3 protein-coding genes and 4 pseudogenes are annotated in these 18,520 nt (G+C 66.2%); all 7 read right to left on the bottom strand.

The features are described from left to right. Position 1 precedes the first annotated feature (1 nt). Positions 2 to 1,882 (bottom strand): annotated as a pseudogene (locus ACVIJ6_RS19110) (AMP-binding protein); the annotation flags it as partial. After that, positions 1,789 to 7,299 (bottom strand): amino acid adenylation domain-containing protein, encoded by a 5,511-nt coding sequence (locus ACVIJ6_RS19105; RefSeq protein WP_456773948.1) that lies wholly within the window; start codon positions 7,297 to 7,299, stop codon positions 1,789 to 1,791. The gene ACVIJ6_RS19105 and the pseudogene ACVIJ6_RS19110, both read right to left, overlap by 94 nt. Positions 7,300 to 7,315: 16 nt before the next feature. Continuing rightward, entirely contained in the window at positions 7,316 to 7,717 is a 402-nt protein-coding gene (locus ACVIJ6_RS19100; RefSeq protein ID WP_456777027.1) for a phosphopantetheine-binding protein, read from the bottom strand. Positions 7,718 to 7,720: 3 nt separating this feature from the next. After that, positions 7,721 to 10,342, bottom strand: a pseudogene (locus tag ACVIJ6_RS19095) (non-ribosomal peptide synthetase); the annotation flags it as partial. A gap of 343 nt (positions 10,343 to 10,685) precedes the next feature. Continuing rightward, positions 10,686 to 16,388, bottom strand: a pseudogene (locus ACVIJ6_RS19090) (amino acid adenylation domain-containing protein); the annotation flags it as partial. 40 nt (positions 16,389 to 16,428) lie between these two features. Further along, positions 16,429 to 17,124: pseudogene (locus ACVIJ6_RS19085) on the bottom strand (condensation domain-containing protein); the annotation flags it as partial. A gap of 187 nt (positions 17,125 to 17,311) precedes the next feature. After that, positions 17,312 to 18,511 (bottom strand): efflux RND transporter periplasmic adaptor subunit, encoded by a 1,200-nt coding sequence (locus ACVIJ6_RS19080; RefSeq protein WP_456773947.1) that lies wholly within the window; start codon positions 18,509 to 18,511, stop codon positions 17,312 to 17,314. Positions 18,512 to 18,520: the final 9 nt, after the last annotated feature.

Here is an 18,520-nt window from a genome sequence, read left to right as displayed (position 1 = left end):
TGACATGCGGCTGTTCCACCATCGAGCGGTGCGTTCCGGGCGTGGAAACCAAACGCAGTTGCTCCTTCGAGAGCACGGCTCCCCAGCCCAGGAGTGGGTCGTCATGCGGCTCGGCTCCAGCTGCAAAGAGATGAACCGTGATCGGGAGCGCGTGAACTTCGTACTCGGATTCCGCGCGCGTGTTGCGACGAAGACGGTCCAGATAGCTCGCAATATCTCGTTCGTTCAGATGCGCTGGAATGATGCCTTTCTCCTGACACGACCGGACGAGTGCCGCAAACATTTCTGGCTCGCCTGCGGTCGAGCATCGCTCCTCGCTCAAGAACAGCCACCCCAGCAGAGCCGCATCGTCGGATTCAACGTGGGACGGAAGTTTTTCCGTGACGCGCGAGGTATCCAGCAAGCCCAGGAATGCAACGGTTTCGTCGGCGCCAATGAGCTGACTTGCTATCTCGTAGGCGAGCAACCCGCCAAATGACCAACCTGCGAGTCGATAGGGGCCCACGGGCTGGAGGGCGCGGATAGCACGGATCGCATGCGCGGCCATTCCCTCCAACGTTCGGGCCTGATCACGGCTCCTCTTTGGGGCAGTCAATCCATAGACTGGCGCGTCCAGAGTCATGTTTCGCACCAGTTCGCGGCCATACATCGCTTCTCCGAACGCCTCATAGAGCAGAAAGAGCGGCGGATGACTTCCTTCTGTGCGGAACGTGATGACGCAATCATCGCCAATGGCGTCCTCGCTACGGACGGCATGGGCTGCAGCCAAGGCCGCGATGGTGGGGTCTGTAAAAAGTTGCGCTAAGGACACCTGAATGTCTGCACGACCGAGCAGGCTTATCGCTTGCATCGCCAGCAGCGAGTGGCCGCCGAGCTCGAAGAAGTTGTCGTGCCGGCCGACACGCTCCACCCCGAGCAGCTCCGCCCAGATCCCAGCCAGCCGCACCTCGGTCGCACCCTGCGGCGCTTCGTAGGCCCGCGCCGCATAGGCCTCTCCCTCCGGCGCCGGCAGTCCCTTGCGGTCCAGCTTGCCGTTCGGCGTCAGCGGCAGCCGCTCCAGCCGCACATAGGCCGCAGGCACCATGTAGTCCGGCAGGCCGCTCTGCAGATGCCCGCGCAGCTGCTCCGCTCCGAGCCCGTCATCCCCGACATAATAGGCCACCAGCCGCTTGTCCCCGGGACCATCCTCCCGCGCGATCACCACCGCCTCGCGGACCCCATCATGCGCGCACAGCCGCGCCTCGATCTCCCCAAGCTCGATCCGGAAGCCGCGCACCTTCACCTGGAAGTCGTTGCGCCCCAGGAACTCGATCGTCCCGTCCGCCCGCCAGCGCCCCAGATCGCCGGTCCGGTACATCCGCCCCCCGGCTGTCCCGCAGAACGGATCCGGCACGAACCGCTCCGCCGTCAGCTCCGGACGGTTCAGATAGCCCCGCGCCACACCTGCGCCGCCGATATGGATCTCACCCGCCACCCCGATCGGCGACGGCGCGCCATGGCCGTCCAGAATGTAGATCTGCGTGTTCGCCAGCGGCTTGCCGATCGTGATCTGTCCTGTACCTGGATCATAAGGCGTGGATGATGCCGTGCACGACACCGTCGTCTCGGTCGGCCCGTAGGTATTCACCAATCGGACATGGGGAGGCTTCACCTCCTCCCAGAGCTGCAGTTTCTGCGCCGAGAGCGCATCGCCGGTCACGTTGATCAGGCGTACATCGCAAAGCTGGTCGCGCGCCAGATCCGGCGAACGTTCCCAGCCGCCAACCAGGCTATGCCAGTGCGCGGCAGTCAGGTGCACCACATTCGGACGCGTGGTGGAGCTGCGCGCTGTCTCCATGTCACCGAAAACACCGGACCAAGGCAATAGCGTAGCGCCCGACACCAGCGCGGGAAAAACATCTCCTCGATCGAGAGATCGAAGTTGAGGGAGTTCTGCTGCAGGACGACATCGCAAGCGTCGAGTCCGAACAGCTTCGCCGCGTCCAACGCGTAGTTGCACAGACTGCGGTGCTCGATCATCACCCCCTTGGGTCTGCCGGTCGACCCCGACGTATAGATCACATAGGCGAGATGGCCCGGCTGCAGGCCGATGCGATCGCGATCGGGGTTGCGCGCAGACTGCTCCGCCCATCGCGCCGCATCGGCATCGAGCGCAATCACCGGCAGCCCCGCCGCACCGGCCGGCAGCGCCGCTGCAAGGTGCCCCTGGGTCAGCAGCGCAACCGGCGCACTGTCCTCCAGCATGAAGGCCAGCCGGTCCGGCGGATAGCCAGGATCGAGCGGCACATAGGCTCCACCGGACTTGAGGATCGCCAGCAGACCCACCACCATCTCCAGCCCGCGCTCGGCGCAGATCGCGATCCGATCGTCGGGCTTCACGCCGCGCTCGCGCAGATGATGCGCCAGCCGGTTGGCCTGCGCGTTCAGCTCCGCGTAGCTCAGCCTCCGCCCTTCATGCACCACCGCGATCGCTTCCGGCGTCCTCTCCACCTGCGCCTCGAACAGCTCGTGCACGCACTGGTCATGCGGATAGGCCGCCGCCGTCGCGTTCCACTCCTCCAGCACGCGCGCACGCTCCGCCGCAGGCAGCACGTCGATCCGCCGCACCGCCGTCGCCGGCGCGCCTTCCAGCGCAGCGGCCAGTCCCGACAGCGCCGTCACCATGAACGCGCAGACACGCTCCGGCGCCACCGCATGCTGCACCTGCGCCGTCAGCGTGAAGCCATCGCCGAGATCGTCCACCGACAACGACAGCGGATAGTTGGTCCGCTCCTCCGCGTGCAGGATCTCGACCCCCTCCCACGCCACGCGATCCTGCACGTCGCCGTCCGCACTGTGCCGAAAATCGAACAGCGACGAGAACAGCGGCGCCGGAGCCGGCACCCCGCTGCAGCGCTGCGCCAGCACCAGCGGCGCATGCTCGTGACGCAGCAGCTCCGCCAGCAGGCCCTGCACCGCACGCACCGCATCCGCAGCCCCCGCATCGTCGATCCGGAGCCGCAGCGGCAGCGTGTTGATGAACATCCCCAGCGTCCGGTCCGACCCCTCTCCGCCCTGCATCCGGCCGAACAGCACCGTCCCGAACACCACGTCGCCACGGCCGCAGCTGCGCGCCAGCACCTGCCCCCAGGCAAGGTGGAACAGGCTCGCCGCACTCACACCCAGCGCCCGCGCGCATCCCCGCAACCGCCGCGACAGCTCCGCCGGAAGCTCCTGACGCACCTCCGCAATCCCAGAGCCGTCGCCCTGCACATCCGCCAGTCCGAATGGCGCCGTCGGCTCCTCGATGTCGCCCAGCATCCTCCGGAAGAACGCCTCGTGCTCCGCCGCGCTCACCCCCAGCCGCGCCTGCGCTACGAACCGGCGGAACGGCACCGGCGCCGGCAGCCGCGCGCTCTCCCCCGCGACATGCGCCTCGATCTCGTCCAGCACGATTGCCAGCGTCGTATGGTCGATCGCCAGGTGATGCAGCAGCAGCTGCAGCAGCCAATGCCCGCTGCGCGGATCGCGCGCCACGATGGCCCGCAGCAGCGGTGCCTGCCGCACATCCAGACGGCAGTGCCGCGGATCGAAGCGCGCCTGCAGCTGCGACGACGCCTCCCCGGCCGCAGGATCCAGCTCAACCTCCTCGACCGCCACGGCCGCCTGCCGCCACACGACCTGCACCGGCTCCGGCAAGCCTTCCCAAAGCACCGCCGTGCGCAGGATGTCGTGCCGCGCGATCACCGCATTCAGCGCCGACACGAAGCCGTCCAGCCGGGCACGGCCGTCGAACGACAACAAGCTCGTCAGCAGATAGGCGTCTCCCGATCCCCCCATCAGATGGTGGAACAGAATGCCTTCCTGAAGCGGCGCAAGCGGATAGATGTCCTGGATGTTGGCGCAGCCTCCGGGCACCGCAGCCGCCACATGCGCGATCTCGTCAGCGCTCAGCCTCACCAGCGGCAGCATCTCCGGCGTGATCCGCTCGCATCCCGCCGGGATCAGATTGGCCGGCTCCAGCACCGCCGCATCGCCGCTCCACACCGCAACAGCTGCAAGGGCGGCCAGGCTCGGCGTCGCGAACAGCGTGCGGATATCCGCCTCGAGCCCGGCACGCCGGATCCGTTCGATCAGCGTCACCGCCAGCAGCGAGTGGCCGCCGAGCTCGAAGAAGTTGTCGTGCCGGCCGACACGCTCCACCCCGAGCAGCTCCGCCCAGATCCCAGCCAGCCGCACCTCGGTCGCGCCCTGCGGCGCTTCGTAGGCCCGCGCCGCATAGGCCTCTCCCTCCGGCGCCGGCAGTCCCTTGCGGTCCAGCTTGCCGTTCGGCGTCAGCGGCAGCCGCTCCAGCCGCACATAGGCCGCAGGCACCATGTAGTCCGGCAGACCGCTCTGCAGATGCCCGCGCAGCTGCTCCGCTCCGAGCCCGTCATCCCCGACATAATAGGCCACCAGCCGCTTGTCCCCGGGACCATCCTCCCGCGCGATCACCACCGCCTCGCGGACCCCATCATGCGCGCACAGCCGCGCCTCGATCTCTCCAAGCTCGATCCGGAAGCCGCGCACCTTCACCTGGAAGTCGTTGCGCCCCAGGAACTCGATCGTCCCGTCCGCCCGCCAGCGCCCCAGATCGCCAGCCCGGTACATCCGCCCCCCGGCTGTCCCGCAGAACGGATCCGGCACGAACCGCTCCGCCGTCAGCTCCGGACGGTTCAGATAGCCCAGCGTCACACCTGCGCCGCCGACATGGATCTCGCCCGCCACCCCGATCGGCGACGGCGCGCCATGAGCATCAAGGATATAAACACGAAGATCAGGGATGGGCCGCCCGATCGAGCTTGCTCCGTTTCTGGCCGCAGCAACTGCATCGAGCAGACGATACGTCACATGCACAGTCGTCTCGGTGATGCCGTACATGTTGACTAGCATCGTGCCTTGATTGCTGTCGCGATCGTACCATGGCTTCAACGCAGGCAGATCCAGCGCTTCGCCGCCGAAGATGACGTAACGTAAACTGTGTACTTCAGCGGCTGCCGCTTGGACCGCGACCAGCTGGCGAAATGCGCTCGGCGTCTGGTTGAGAACGGTTACGCCCTCCCGACAGAGCAGACGGTAGAATTCGTCAGGCGCGCGCGCCGTGGTCAGAGAGACCACCACCAAGCGGCCTCCATAGATCAAGGCCCCCCAGAATTCCCAAACCGAAAAATCGAATGCATAGGAATGAAATAGCGTCCAGACGTCGTCGGGACCGAAGTGGAACCATTGCTCTGTCGCGGTGAAGAGCCGGCTGACATTCCGATGAGCGACCATGACACCCTTGGGAAGTCCGGTAGATCCCGACGTATAGATGATGTAGGCTAAATGATCGGGTCTCAGCCCAATTCCGTTCGGATTGCACGATCGTGCACCCGCCCATTGCGCAGCATCGGTATCGAGCGCAATCACCGGCAACCCCGCCGCATCGGCCGGCAGCGCCGCTGCAAGGTGTCCCTGGGTCAGCAGCGCAACCGGCGCACTGTCCTCCAGCATGAAGGCCAGCCGGTCCGGCGGATAGGCAGGATCGAGCGGCACATAGGCTCCACCGGACTTGAGGATCGCCAGCAGAGCCACCACCATCTCCAGCCCGCGCTCGGCGCAGATCGCGATCCGATCGTCGGGCTTCACGCCGCGCTCGCGCAGATGATGCGCCAGCCGGTTGGCCTGCGCGTTCAGCTCCGCGTAGCTCAGCCTCCGCCCTTCATGCACCACCGCGATCGCTTCCGGCGTCCTCTCCACCTGCGCCTCGAACAGCTCGTGCACGCACTGGTCATGCGGATAGGCCGCCGCCGTAGGATTCCACTCTACCAGGACCTGATGACGCTCGGCCTCGTCCAGCAATGGGATCCGACTCACCGACCGCCTGTCGTCTGCGACCATGCCCTCAAGCACGCGCACCCAGTAGCCAAGCCAGCGTTCGACCGTCTCCGGATCAAACAGCGCCACGGCGTATTCCAGACCACCGGCGACCTCTCCTACATCCTCCTCCGCAAGCACCAGCAGCAGATCGAACTGTGCGGTCGAACGCGGCATCTGCATGGGGCTCAAACGGAGGCCACCCAGATCCAGACGCCCCTTAGGGGTATTCTCCCAAGTCAGCGCCGCCTGAAATAGCGGTGAGTAGCTCAGGCTGCGCGGAGGCTTTACCAGTTCGACCACCTGCTCGAACGGAAGATCCTGATTCTCCTGTGCCATCAGCACCTGCGTCTTCACGCGCGTCAGCAGTTCCGCGACGGACGGTGAATCAGAAAGATCGATCCGCAAAGCGAGCGTATTAACGAAAAATCCGATGAGAGCTTCGACCTCCGCACGTCTTCGGTTTGCGGTGGGGCTTCCGATCATCACCTCCTGCTGTCCCGACAGCCTCGACAACAGAATCGCCCAGCCTGTCAGCAGCGTCATGTACAGCGTCATGCCGTGACGCCAGCTCAAGGTCTTGAGCGCGCTCGTCAGCCCTGCATCGAGCCGCACGGGGATCATCGCGCCGGCATAGTCCTGCACCATCGGGCGCGGCCGGTCCCAAGGAAGTTCCAGCAGCACGGGAGCGCCAGAAAGCGAGCGCTTCCAGTAGCCGCTTTGACGAACCAGCACTTCGCCTTTCAGCCAGCGTCGCTGCCAACTAGCGTAGTCTCCGTACTGGATGCTCAACGGCGGCAGCGGATCGTCCATACCGCGAGAGTAGGCGCCATACAGTGTGCTGAGCTCAGCAGTCAAAATCCCCATTGACCAGCCGTCGGACACGATGTGATGCATGGTCACCAGCAGGACATGATCGTCGGTTGCCATACGCACGAGCCGCCCACGGATCAGCGGACCATGCTCTATGTCGAAAGGCGACGTCACCTCCTCGGCGGCCAGACGCATCAGCTCAGCTTCCGGCTCCGCATGGTCGCGCAAGTCGTGATCGATTAAAGCAAACCCAACATTTCCCGGTGCGATATGCTGCACCGGCTCGCCGCCAAGCTGAGGAAATGCGGTACGCAAGGCTTCGTGACGCTCCACGATCCGGTCGAGCGCCCTGGCCAAGGCAGCACGATCGAGCACGCCACTCAGCCGCAGACCGCAGGCGATATGATAGGCTTGGCTCGCTCCCGGGAAGCGAGAGAGAAACCACAACCGCTGCTGCGCAAACGACAACGGTATTTCGCCTGCTCCACGTTCGACCGATTTGATCGTCGGCGAGCTGACCTCAGTCTTACGCTCAAGCCCTTTGCTTCGCGCTAATTGCAGCAGACGCTCACGTTCGACGCGAACGTCGTCAATCTTCGGATGATCCAGCATGAAGACACCTGATTGGTCAAAGCTCGTTGGAAGCAAGGAGAGCACGCAGATCATCGGGGTCGAACTGCGCAAGCTCACGTTCAATGATGATGTCGGCCAAAGCACAAATGTCGGATCTTGCAAAAAGCTCCGACACGGACACTTCCACTGAAAACTCCTTCTCGAGACGTGACACCGCCTGCACCGCCAGCAGCGAGTGGCCGCCGAGCTCGAAGAAGTTGTCGTGCCGGCCGACACGCTCCACCCCGAGCAGCTCCGCCCAGATCCCAGCCAGCCGCACCTCGGTCGCGCCCTGCGGCGCTTCGTAGGCCCGCGCCGCATAGGCCTCTCCCTCCGGCGCCGGCAGTCCCTTGCGGTCCAGCTTGCCGTTCGGCGTCAGCGGCAGCCGCTCCAGCCGCACATAGGCCGCAGGCACCATGTAGTCCGGCAGGCCACTCTGCAGATGCGCACGCAGTTGCTCCGCTCCGAGCCCGTCATCCCCGACATAGTAGGCCACCAGCCGCTTGTCCCCGGGACCATCCTCCCGCGCGATCACCACCGCCTCGCGGACCCCATCATGCGCGCACAGCTGCGCCTCGATCTCCCCAAGCTCGATCCGGAAGCCGCGCACCTTCACCTGGAAGTCGTTGCGCCCCAGGAACTCGATCGTCCCGTCCGCCCGCCAGCGCCCCAGATCGCCGGTCCGGTACATCCGCGCCCCGGCCGTCCCGCAGAACGGATCCGGCACGAACCGCTCCGCCGTCAGCTCCGGACGGTTCAGATAGCCCCGCGCCACACCTGCGCCGCCGATATGGATCTCACCCGCCACCCCGATCGGCGACGGCGCGCCATGGCCGTCCAGAATGTAGATCTGCGTGTTCGCAATCGGGCGGCCCAGCGGAATGCTGCTCTCGCCTTCGCCCACTCTGTCGATCTCATGCGTGATGGCAAAAGTCGTCGTCTCGGTCGGTCCGTAGCAATGGATGAGATGCCGAGGTGGGCCGTCGCTGAGAGCCCTTCGGAAGCACGACGGATCAGCCCTTTCACCTCCAGTGAGGAGAAACCGCAGCCCTGCAAAGAGCTCGGGACAGGCGATGGCGTATTGGTTGAACAGCGCGGTGGTGACGAAGAAAGTCGTGACACGATGTTGCTGGAACGCCCGAGACAGCTTGACCGGCTCCAGCACGACGGCCTGATCGATCACGACGATGCATCCGCCATTGAGCAGCGGTCCCCATACCTCCATGGTCGTGGCGTCGAAGGCGGGATTGGCGGCGAACGCCACGCGATCGGACGCCGTGAACTCCGCATAGCCGTTGTTCAGCACCAGCCGGCCGATCGCCCGATGCGGAATCACGACCCCCTTGGGCACCCCCGTAGATCCCGACGTATACATCACATAGGCTTCGCTGCCGCTGTCCCGCCCCAGGCCGGGATTGGCGGCAACCCCGCCGCACTGCAGCGCATCCTCGACATCGACGCGGCGCGCCGCCAGCTCTTCCGGCACGGCACGGCCTCGCGCCGTCAGCGCGATCGACGCCTCACAATCGCCGAACATGAAGGTCAGCCGCTCTGCAGGCGCCTCCGGATCGAGCGGCACATAAGCCGCACCGCATTTGAGCGCTGCAAGCTCCGCAACTATCAGTTCGATCGAGCGTTCGAGCAGGATCGCTATCCGATCGTCGGGCTTCACACCGCGCTCGCGCAGATGATGCGCCAGCCGGTTGGCCTGCGCGTTCAGCTCCGCGTAGCTCAGCCTCCGCCCTTCATGCACCACCGCGATCGCTTCCGGCGTCCTCTCCACCTGCGCCTCGAACAGCTCGTGCACGCACTGGTCATGCGGATAGGCCGCCGCCGTCGCGTTCCACTCCTCCAGCACGCGCGCACGCTCCGCCGCAGGCAGCACGTCGATCCGCCGCACCGCCGTCGCCGGCGCGCCTTCCAGCGCAGCGGCCAGTCCCGACAGCGCCGTCACCATGAACGCGCAGACACGCTCCGGCGCCACCGCATGCTGCACCTGCGCCGTCAGCGCGAAGCCATCGCCGAGATCGTCCACCGACAACGACAGCGGATAGTTGGTCCGCTCCTCCGCGTGCAGGATCTCGACCCCCTCCCACGCCACGCGATCCTGCACGTCGCCGTCCGCACTGTGCCGGTAGTTCAGCAGCGACGAGAACAGCGGCGCCGGAGCCGGCACCCCGCTGCAGCGCTGCGCCAGCGCCAGCGGCGCATGCTCGTGACGCAGCAGCTCCGCCAGCAGGCCCTGCACCGCACGCACCGCATCCGCAGCCCCCGCATCGTCGATCCGGAGCCGCAGCGGCAGCGTGTTGATGAACATCCCCAGCGTCCGGTCCGACCCCTCTCCGCCCTGCATCCGGCCGAACAGCACCGTCCCGAACACCACGTCGCCACGGCCGCAGCTGCGCGCCAGCACCTGCCCCCAGGCAAGGTGGAACAGGCTCGCCGCACTCACACCCAGCGCCCGCGCGCATCCCCGCAACCGCCGCGACAGCTCCGCCGGAAGCTCCTGACGCACCTCCGCAATCCCAGAGCCGTCGCCCTGCACATCCGCCAGTCCGAATGGCGCCGTCGGCTCCTCGATGTCGCCCAGCATCCTCCGGAAGAACGCCTCGTGCTCCGCCGCGCTCACCCCCAGCCGCGCCTGCGCCACGAACCGGCGGAACGGCACCGGCGCCGGCAGCCGCGCGCTCTCCCCCGCGACATGCGCCTCGATCTCGTCCAGCACGATTGCCAGCGTCGTATGGTCGATCGCCAGGTGATGCAGCAGCAGCTGCAGCAGCCAATGCCCGCTGCGCGGATCGCGCGCCACGATGGCCCGCAGCAGCGGTGCCTGCCGCACATCCAGACGGCAGTGCCGCGGATCGAAGCGCGCCTGCAGCTGCGACGACGCCTCCCCGGCCGCAGGATCCAGCTCAACCTCCTCGACCGCCACGGCCGCCTGCCGCCACACGACCTGCACCGGCTCCGGCAAGCCTTCCCAAAGCACCGCCGTGCGCAGGATGTCGTGCCGCGCGATCACCGCATTCAGCGCCGACACGAAACCGTCCAGCCGGGCACGGCCGTCGAACGACAACAAGCTCGTCAGCAGATAGGCGTCCTCCCGATCCCCCCATCAGGTGGTGGAACAGAATGCCTTCCTGAAGCGGCGCAAGCGGATAGATGTCCTGGATGTTGACGCAGCCTCCGGGCACCGCAGCCGCCACATGCGCGATCTCGTCAGCGCTCAGCCTCACCAGCGGCAGCATCTCCGGCGTGATCCGCTCGCATCCCGCCGGGATCAGATTGGCCGGCTCCAGCACCGCCGCATCGCCGCTCCCCACCGCAACAGCTGCAAGGGCGGCCAGGCTCGGCGTCGCGAACAGCGTGCGGATATCCGCCTCGAGCCCGGCACGCCGGATCCGTTCGATCAGCGTCACCGCCAGCAGCGAGTGGCCGCCGAGCTCGAAGAAGTTGTCGTGCCGGCCGACACGCTCCACCCCGAGCAGCTCCGCCCAGATCCCAGCCAGCCGCACCTCGGTCGCACCCTGCGGCGCTTCGTAGGCCCGCGCCGCATAGGCCTCTCCCTCCGGCGCCGGCAGTCCCTTGCGGTCCAGCTTGCCGTTCGGCGTCAGCGGCAGCCGCTCCAGCCGCACATAGGCCGCAGGCACCATGTAGTCCGGCAGGCCGCTCTGCAGATGCCCGCGCAGCTGCTCCGCTCCGAGCCCGTCATCCCCGACATAATAGGCCACCAGCCGCTTGTCCCCGGGACCATCCTCCCGCGCGATCACCACCGCCTCGCGGACCCCATCATGCGCGCACAGCCGCGCCTCGATCTCCCCAAGCTCGATCCGGAAGCCGCGCACCTTCACCTGGAAGTCGTTGCGCCCCAGGAACTCGATCGTCCCGTCCGCCCGCCAGCGCCCCAGATCGCCGGTCCGGTACATCCGCGCCCCGGCCGTCCCGCAGAACGGATCCGGCACGAACCGCTCCGCCGTCAGCTCCGGACGGTTCAGATAGCCCCGCGCCACACCTGCGCCGCCGATATGGATCTCACCCGCCACCCCGATCGGCGACGGCGCGCCATGGCCGTCCAGAATGTAGATCTGCGTGTTCGCAATCGGGCGGCCCAGCGGAATGCTGCTCTCGCCTTCGCCCACTCTGTCGATCTCATGCGTGATGGCAAAGGTCGTCGTCTCGGTCGGTCCGTAGCCGTTCAACAGATGCTGCGGAGGCGATTGGCGCAACACTCGGCTGATGATCCGAGGATCCAGCACGTCTCCCCCGACCAGCAGATAGCGCAAGCGACTGAACACGCGTCCCAGCGTGCTTGCATAGTGGTGGAACAGACCGGCTGTGAGCCAGAGCACCGTGACCCCGTCCCGCGACAGGACATTCGCCAGCCGCTCCGGCTCCAGCACGACGGCCTGATCGATCACGACGATGCATCCGCCATTGAGCAGCGGTCCCCATACCTCCATGGTCGTGGCGTCGAAGGCGGGATTGGCGGCGAACGCCACGCGATCGGACGCCGTGAACTCCGCATAGCCGTTGTTCAGCACCAGCCGGCCGATCGCCCGATGCGGAATCACGACCCCCTTGGGCACCCCCGTAGATCCCGACGTATACATCACATAGGCTTCGCTGCCGCTGTCCCGCCCCAGGCCGGGATTGGCGGCAACCCCGCCGCACTGCAGCGCATCCTCGACATCGACGCGGCGCGCCGCCAGCTCTTCCGGCACGGCACGGCCTCGCGCCGTCAGCGCGATCGACGCCTCACAATCGCCGAACATGAAGGTCAGCCGCTCTGCAGGCGCCTCCGGATCGAGCGGCACATAAGCCGCACCGCATTTGAGCGCTGCAAGCTCCGCAACTATCAGTTCGATCGAGCGTTCGAGCAGGATCGCTATCCGATCGTCGGGCTTCACACCGCGCTCGCGCAGATGATGCGCCAGCCGGTTGGCCTGCGCGTTCAGCTCCGCGTAGCTCAGCCTCCGCCCTTCATGCACCACCGCGATCGCTTCCGGCGTCCTCTCCACCTGCGCCTCGAACAGCTCGTGCACGCACTGGTCATGCGGATAGGCCGCCGCCGTCGCGTTCCACTCCTCCAGCACGCGCGCACGCTCCGCCGCAGGCAGCACGTCGATCCGCCGCACCGCCGTCGCCGGCGCGCCTTCCAGCGCAGCGGCCAGTCCCGACAGCGCCGTCACCATGAACGCGCAGACACGCTCCGGCGCCACCGCATGCTGCACCTGCGCCGTCAGCGCGAAGCCATCGCCGAGATCGTCCACCGACAACGACAGCGGATAGTTGGTCCGCTCCTCCGCGTGCAGGATCTCGACCCCCTCCCACGCCACGCGATCCTGCACGTCGCCGTCCGCACTGTGCCGGTAGTTCAGCAGCGACGAGAACAACGGCGCCGGAGCCGGCACCCCGCTGCAGCGCTGCGCCAGCGCCAGCGGCGCATGCTCGTGACGCAGCAGCTCCGCCAGCAGGCCCTGCACCGCACGTACCGCATCCGCAGCCCCCGCATCGTCGATCCGGAGCCGCAGCGGCAGCGTGTTGATGAACATCCCCAGCGTCCGGTCCGACCCCTCTCCGCCCTGCATCCGGCCGAACAGCACCGTCCCGAACACCACGTCGCCACGGCCGCAGCTGCGCGCCAGCACCTGCCCCCAGGCAAGGTGGAACAGGCTCGCCGCACTCACACCCAGCGCCCGCGCGCATCCCCGCAACCGCCGCGACAGCTCCGCCGGAAGCTCCTGACGCACCTCCGCAATCCCAGAGCCGTCGCCCTGCACATCCGCCAGTCCGAATGGCGCCGTCGGCTCCTCGATGTCGCCCAGCATCCTCCGGAAGAACGCCTCGTGCTCCGCCGCGCTCACCCCCAGCCGCGCCTGCGCCACGAACCGGCGGAACGGCACCGGCGCCGGCAGCCGCGCGCTCTCCCCCGCGACATGCGCCTCGATCTCGTCCAGCATGATCGCAAGAGCACTGTTATCCCCGGCCAAATGATGAAACAGCAGCTGCAGCAGCCAATGCCCGCTGCGCGGATCGCGCGCCACGATGGCCCGCAGCAGCGGTGCCTGCCGCACATCCAGACGGCAGTGCCGCGGATCGAAGCGCGCCTGCAGCTGCGACGACGCCTCCCCGGCCGCAGGATCCAGCTCAACCTCCTCGACCGCCACGGCCGCCTGCCGCCACACGACCTGCACCGGCTCCGGCAAGCCTTCCCAAAGCACCGCCGTGCGCAGGATGTCGTGCCGCGCGATCACCGCATTCAGCGCCGACACGAAGCCGTCCAGCCGGGCACGGCCGTCGAACGACAACAAGCTCGTCAGCAGATAGGCGTCTCCCGATCCCCCCATCAGGTGGTGGAACAGAATGCCTTCCTGAAGCGGCGCAAGCGGATAGATGTCCTGGATGTTGACGCAGCCTCCGGGCACCGCAGCCGCCACATGCGCGATCTCGTCAGCGCTCAGCCTCACCAGCGGCAGCATCTCCGGCGTGATCCGCTCGCATCCCGCCGGGATCAGATTGGCCGGCTCCAGCACCGCCGCATCGCCGCTCCCCACCGCAACAGCTGCAAGGGCGGCCAGGCTCGGCGTCGCGAACAGCGTGCGGATATCCGCCTCGAGCCCGGCACGCCGGATCCGTTCGATCAGCGTCACCGCCAGCAGCGAGTGGCCGCCGAGCTCGAAGAAGTTGTCGTGCCGGCCGACACGCTCCACCCCGAGCAGCTCCGCCCAGATCCCAGCCAGCCGCACCTCGGTCGCACCCTGCGGCGCTTCGTAGGCCCGCGCCGCACAGGCCTCTCCCTCCGGCGCCGGCAGTCCCTTGCGGTCCAGCTTGCCGTTCGGCGTCAGCGGCAGCCGCTCCAGCCGCACATAGGCCGCAGGCACCATGTAGTCCGGCAGGCCGCTCTGCAGATGCGCACGCAGCTGCTCCGCTCCGAGCCCGTCATCCCCGACATAATAGGCCACCAGCCGCTTGTCCCCGGGACCATCCTCCCGCGCGATCACCACCGCCTCGCGGACCCCATCATGCGCGCACAGCCGCGCCTCGATCTCCCCAAGCTCGATCCGGAAGCCGCGCACCTTCACCTGGAAGTCGTTGCGCCCCAGGAACTCGATCGTCCCGTCCGCCCGCCAGCGCCCCAGATCGCCGGTCCGGTACATCCGCCCCCCGGCTGTCCCGCAGAACGGATCCGGCACGAACCGCTCCGCCGTCAGCTCCGGACGGTTCAGATAGCCCCGCGCCACACCTGCGCCGCCGATATGGATCTCACCCGCCACCCCGATCGGCGACGGCGCGCCATGGCCGTCCAGAATGTAGATCTGCGTGTTCGCCAGCGGCTTGCCGATCGTGATCTGTCCTGTACCTGGATCATAAGGCGTGGATGATGCCGTGCACGACACCGTCGTCTCGGTCGGCCCGTAGGTATTCACCAATCGGACATGGGGAGGCTTCACCTCCTCCCAGAGCTGCAGTTTCTGCGCCGAGAGCGCATCGCCGGTCACGTTGATCAGGCGTACATCGCAAAGCTGGTCGCGCGCCAGATCCGGCGAACGTTCCCAGCCGCCAACCAGGCTATGCCAGTGCGCGGCAGTCAGGTGCACCACATTCGGACGCGTGGTGGAGCTGCGCGCTGTCTCCATGTCACCGAAAACACCGGACCAAGGCAATAGCGTAGCGCCCGACACCAGCGCGGGAAACATCTCCTCGATCGAGAGATCGAAGTTGAGGGAGTTCTGCTGCAGGACGACATCGCAAGCGTCGAGTCCGAACAGCTTCGCCGCGTCCAACGCGTAGTTGCACAGACTGCGGTGCTCGATCATCACCCCCTTGGGTCTGCCGGTCGACCCCGACGTATAGATCACATAGGCGAGATGGCCCGGCTGCAGGCCGATGCGATCGCGATCGGGGTTGCGCGCAGACTGCTCCGCCCATCGCGCCGCATCGGCATCGAGCGCAATCACCGGCAGCCCCGCCGCACCGGCCGGCAGCGCCGCTGCAAGGTGCCCCTGGGTCAGCAGCGCAACCGGCGCACTGTCCTCCAGCATGAAGGCCAGCCGGTCCGGCGGATAGCCAGGATCGAGCGGCACATAGGCTCCACCGGACTTGAGGATCGCCAGCAGACCCACCACCATCTCCAGCCCGCGCTCGGCGCAGATCGCGATCCGATCGTCGGGCTTCACGCCGCGCTCGCGCAGATGATGCGCCAGCCGGTTGGCCTGCGCGTTCAGCTCCGCGTAGCTCAGCCTCCGCCCTTCATGCACCACCGCGATCGCTTCCGGCGTCCTCTCCACCTGCGCCTCGAACAGCTCGTGCACGCACTGGTCATGCGGATAGGCCGCCGCCGTCGCGTTCCACTCCTCCAGCACGCGCGCACGCTCGGCAGCGTCCAGCAGAGGGAGGTGATCGACCAACTGGCTCTGATCCGCGACGATCCCTTCCAGCAATCTGACCCAGAATGCTGCCCAGCGCTCGATCGTGTCCCGCGAAAACAACGTCGCATCGTACTCGAAATAGCCCGACAGCGTCTCGCCGACATCGGCTATCTCCAAGATGGTGTCGAGCGCCGCGCCTCCCGCCGTCGGACAACGCCAGAACCGCGCGATTTCCATCCCTCCCCAGGGCACCGGAGCCGTATCCTCGTCGCTCGCAATGACAGCAAGCGCGTCGGAAGCACCGCGCGCATTCTGCAGAACGAAAAGCGTCTGGAAAAACGGCTGCCGGCCGAGCTCGCGCGACGGGTTGAGTCGCTCCACCAACTCGGACAGCGGAAAGTATTGGTTCGCCATGGCGCGACGCGCAGTCCCACGGACTGCGCGAAGCAACCCCTCGATCGTCAGGCCGGGCCCGAATTCGGCTCGCAACACCACTTGATTGATGAATGTGCCGGCCACATCTGCCCACTTCCTTCCGCCTCGCGCCGGAAGCGGGGATCCAACAGCAACCCGATCCTGCCCACTCAGCCGATGCAGCAGCAGAAAATATCCGGACAGCAGCACAGCATAGAGGGACGTCTTCTGAGTGACGGAGAACGCACGCAACCGCGCCGTCAAGCCAGCCGGCGCACTGAAATGAACGACGTCCCGACTGCGGCTCAACGCAGGCCCCGCGGGGGAAATCCGTGGGCAGGCTGAGCGCCGGATAGTCTTCCGCCAGAGTCTTTCGCCAGAAGGCAAACTGCTTCATGCCGTCAGGGCCGTGGAGCCACGCGCGCTGCTCTGCGACGTAATCCAAATAGTTGGCCTCGTAGCGAGGCGAGGACATTAACGCTCCCGGTGCCGTCACCTGCTCCACATCGAGGTCGTGAAGAATTGCACCCAACTCTTCAATGAGTCGCCAAAACGACCAGCCGTCGGCGATCAGATGATCGAAGACCAGCTGAAACACGCTCTCCGTGGCGCTCACGCGATAGACATGAACACGGAACAGTGGCGCGATCGCTGCATTGAAGGGCCGTGACCAGTCCGCCGTCACACGACGCTCAAGCTCTGCGCGTGACAGTCCCCCGACATTGCTTACATCGATCGGCGCATTCACGTCAGCCTGTATCGTCTGCTCCGGCTCACCATCAACCTGGCGAAAGCGCGCCCGCAACATCGGATGACGTGAGGCAAGCAGATCGACGGCTCGGCGCAGCCGATCCAGATCGAACTCTCCCAGCAGCCGCGCCGCAAAGCCTGAATTATACGTCCCCTGCAACTCCGGCTGGAGGCGATAGAGAAACCAGAAGCTGCGCTGAATGGCCGACAGCTGGGTCCAGACGCCGGAGCAATATCGCCCGTCGACAAAGCCCACCTCGTCTTCGTATCTTTCCACACTCGCTGATACTGACATGGTCCCCCCAAACAGCCCTGCCCTGCAATCCGGCATTACTTGTCTTCAAAACACGCATTCAGACTACGCCTGCGCCGCAAGTACCTCGTCTCGCGACCCACCGATCGTCTCGGTATGGATCAAGTGTCGTGGACACGCACGACATCGACTCGCAACACGAGCGACCTCAAGAAGCACCACGTTTTCCTTAGTCGAGAACGCCTCCATGCGGCGTGCTGCGATCCTCGACGACGACCATCCGGATCGATTCTCCGTCGTGCAGAAACGCCCCCGCACGCACGACCACCAGTTCGCCTTCTGTCAGACCAGCGCGGATCTCAAGCATGCCGCCCGACAGCAGCCCGGGATGCACGGCTCTCGTTCGCACCGTCGCGTCCTTGACCACCTGCACCACAGGACCATCTTTGCCGTAGAGCACCGCGCTGGCCGGTACGGCCAACACTCTCTTGGCCCAGATCTCAACGACGCCGCGCCCAAAGCTGCCGATATGAAGTGCCGGATCAGCACCAAGAAAGATGCGGACGTGGCCCAGCCTCGTATTCTTCTCCACCTCGGTGGATATCAATCGGATCGTGCCAAGCCGCAGCCCAGCACCAGGGATCTCGACCCGTACCGGCATTCCCGTCGCCAGTTCGGGGAGCCGCTCCGCCAGAGCTTCCGCCTCGAGTTCAACTTCACCATTCGTTGCTATTCGAAACAGGGGCTCGCCCGCTCCCGACGCCAGCGCACCGACTCGCGCAGAACGGCGGCTCACCAGACCATCCGACGGCGAACTGATCTCCGTGTGAGCGAGTTGCAGTTCCAACTCCCGCCGCTGAGCAAGGAGTGCGCCCTGCTCAGCCTCGGCTGCCAGCAACCCACTTCTTGCGGACGCAACCTTCGCTCTCGAAGAACGCGCAGTGGCTTGACGCTGATCGAACGTCGACGCCGATGCGGCTCCGCTCTCACGTAGGCGCTCAGTTCGTTCGAAATCCGCTGTGGCCTGATTATCAACGGCCTGCATTTCGGCGATGAGCATCTTCGCCTGCTCGATCAGAGCATCCGACCGCGCCAGATTGGCGCGATTTTGATCCAGCTGGGCATCGAGCTTATCACGCGACAAGCGAGCCAACGCCTGGCCGCGCTTGACGAACTCACCCTCCTCCGCGCGCACTTCGACGATCCTCAGTCCCTCGATCTCGGGTCCTACGAGGACTTCCTCGCGTGCGACAAGGGACCCTGTCAGCGTCATGGAGCCAGTGAACGCTGCGTACCGAACCGCGCTCACCGTAACGAGCGCTTGCGTGCGTTCCTTGCCCGCATCCGCTTCGGCGCCATCGATCTTCCCGATGGGTTGGAAATAGACGAGCGCTCCAAGCATCGCTGGAATGAGCGAATTCGACTTCACGGGCAAGCT

The sequence above is a fragment of the Bradyrhizobium sp. USDA 4369 genome (genome assembly GCF_054056435.1).
The sequence above is the reverse complement of the archived record's forward strand: the minus strand, read 5'-3'. Positions and strand labels throughout refer to the sequence as shown.

Bases quoted from the DNA above. Each gene is read 5' to 3' on its own strand.
- ACVIJ6_RS19105 (WP_456773948.1), bottom strand. From the start codon at position 7,299: ATGCTGGATCATCCGAAGATTGACGACGTTCGCGTCGAACGTGAGCGT.
- ACVIJ6_RS19100 (WP_456777027.1), bottom strand. From the start codon at position 7,717: ATGGTGCCTGCGGCCTATGTGCGGCTGGAGCGGCTGCCGCTGACGCCG.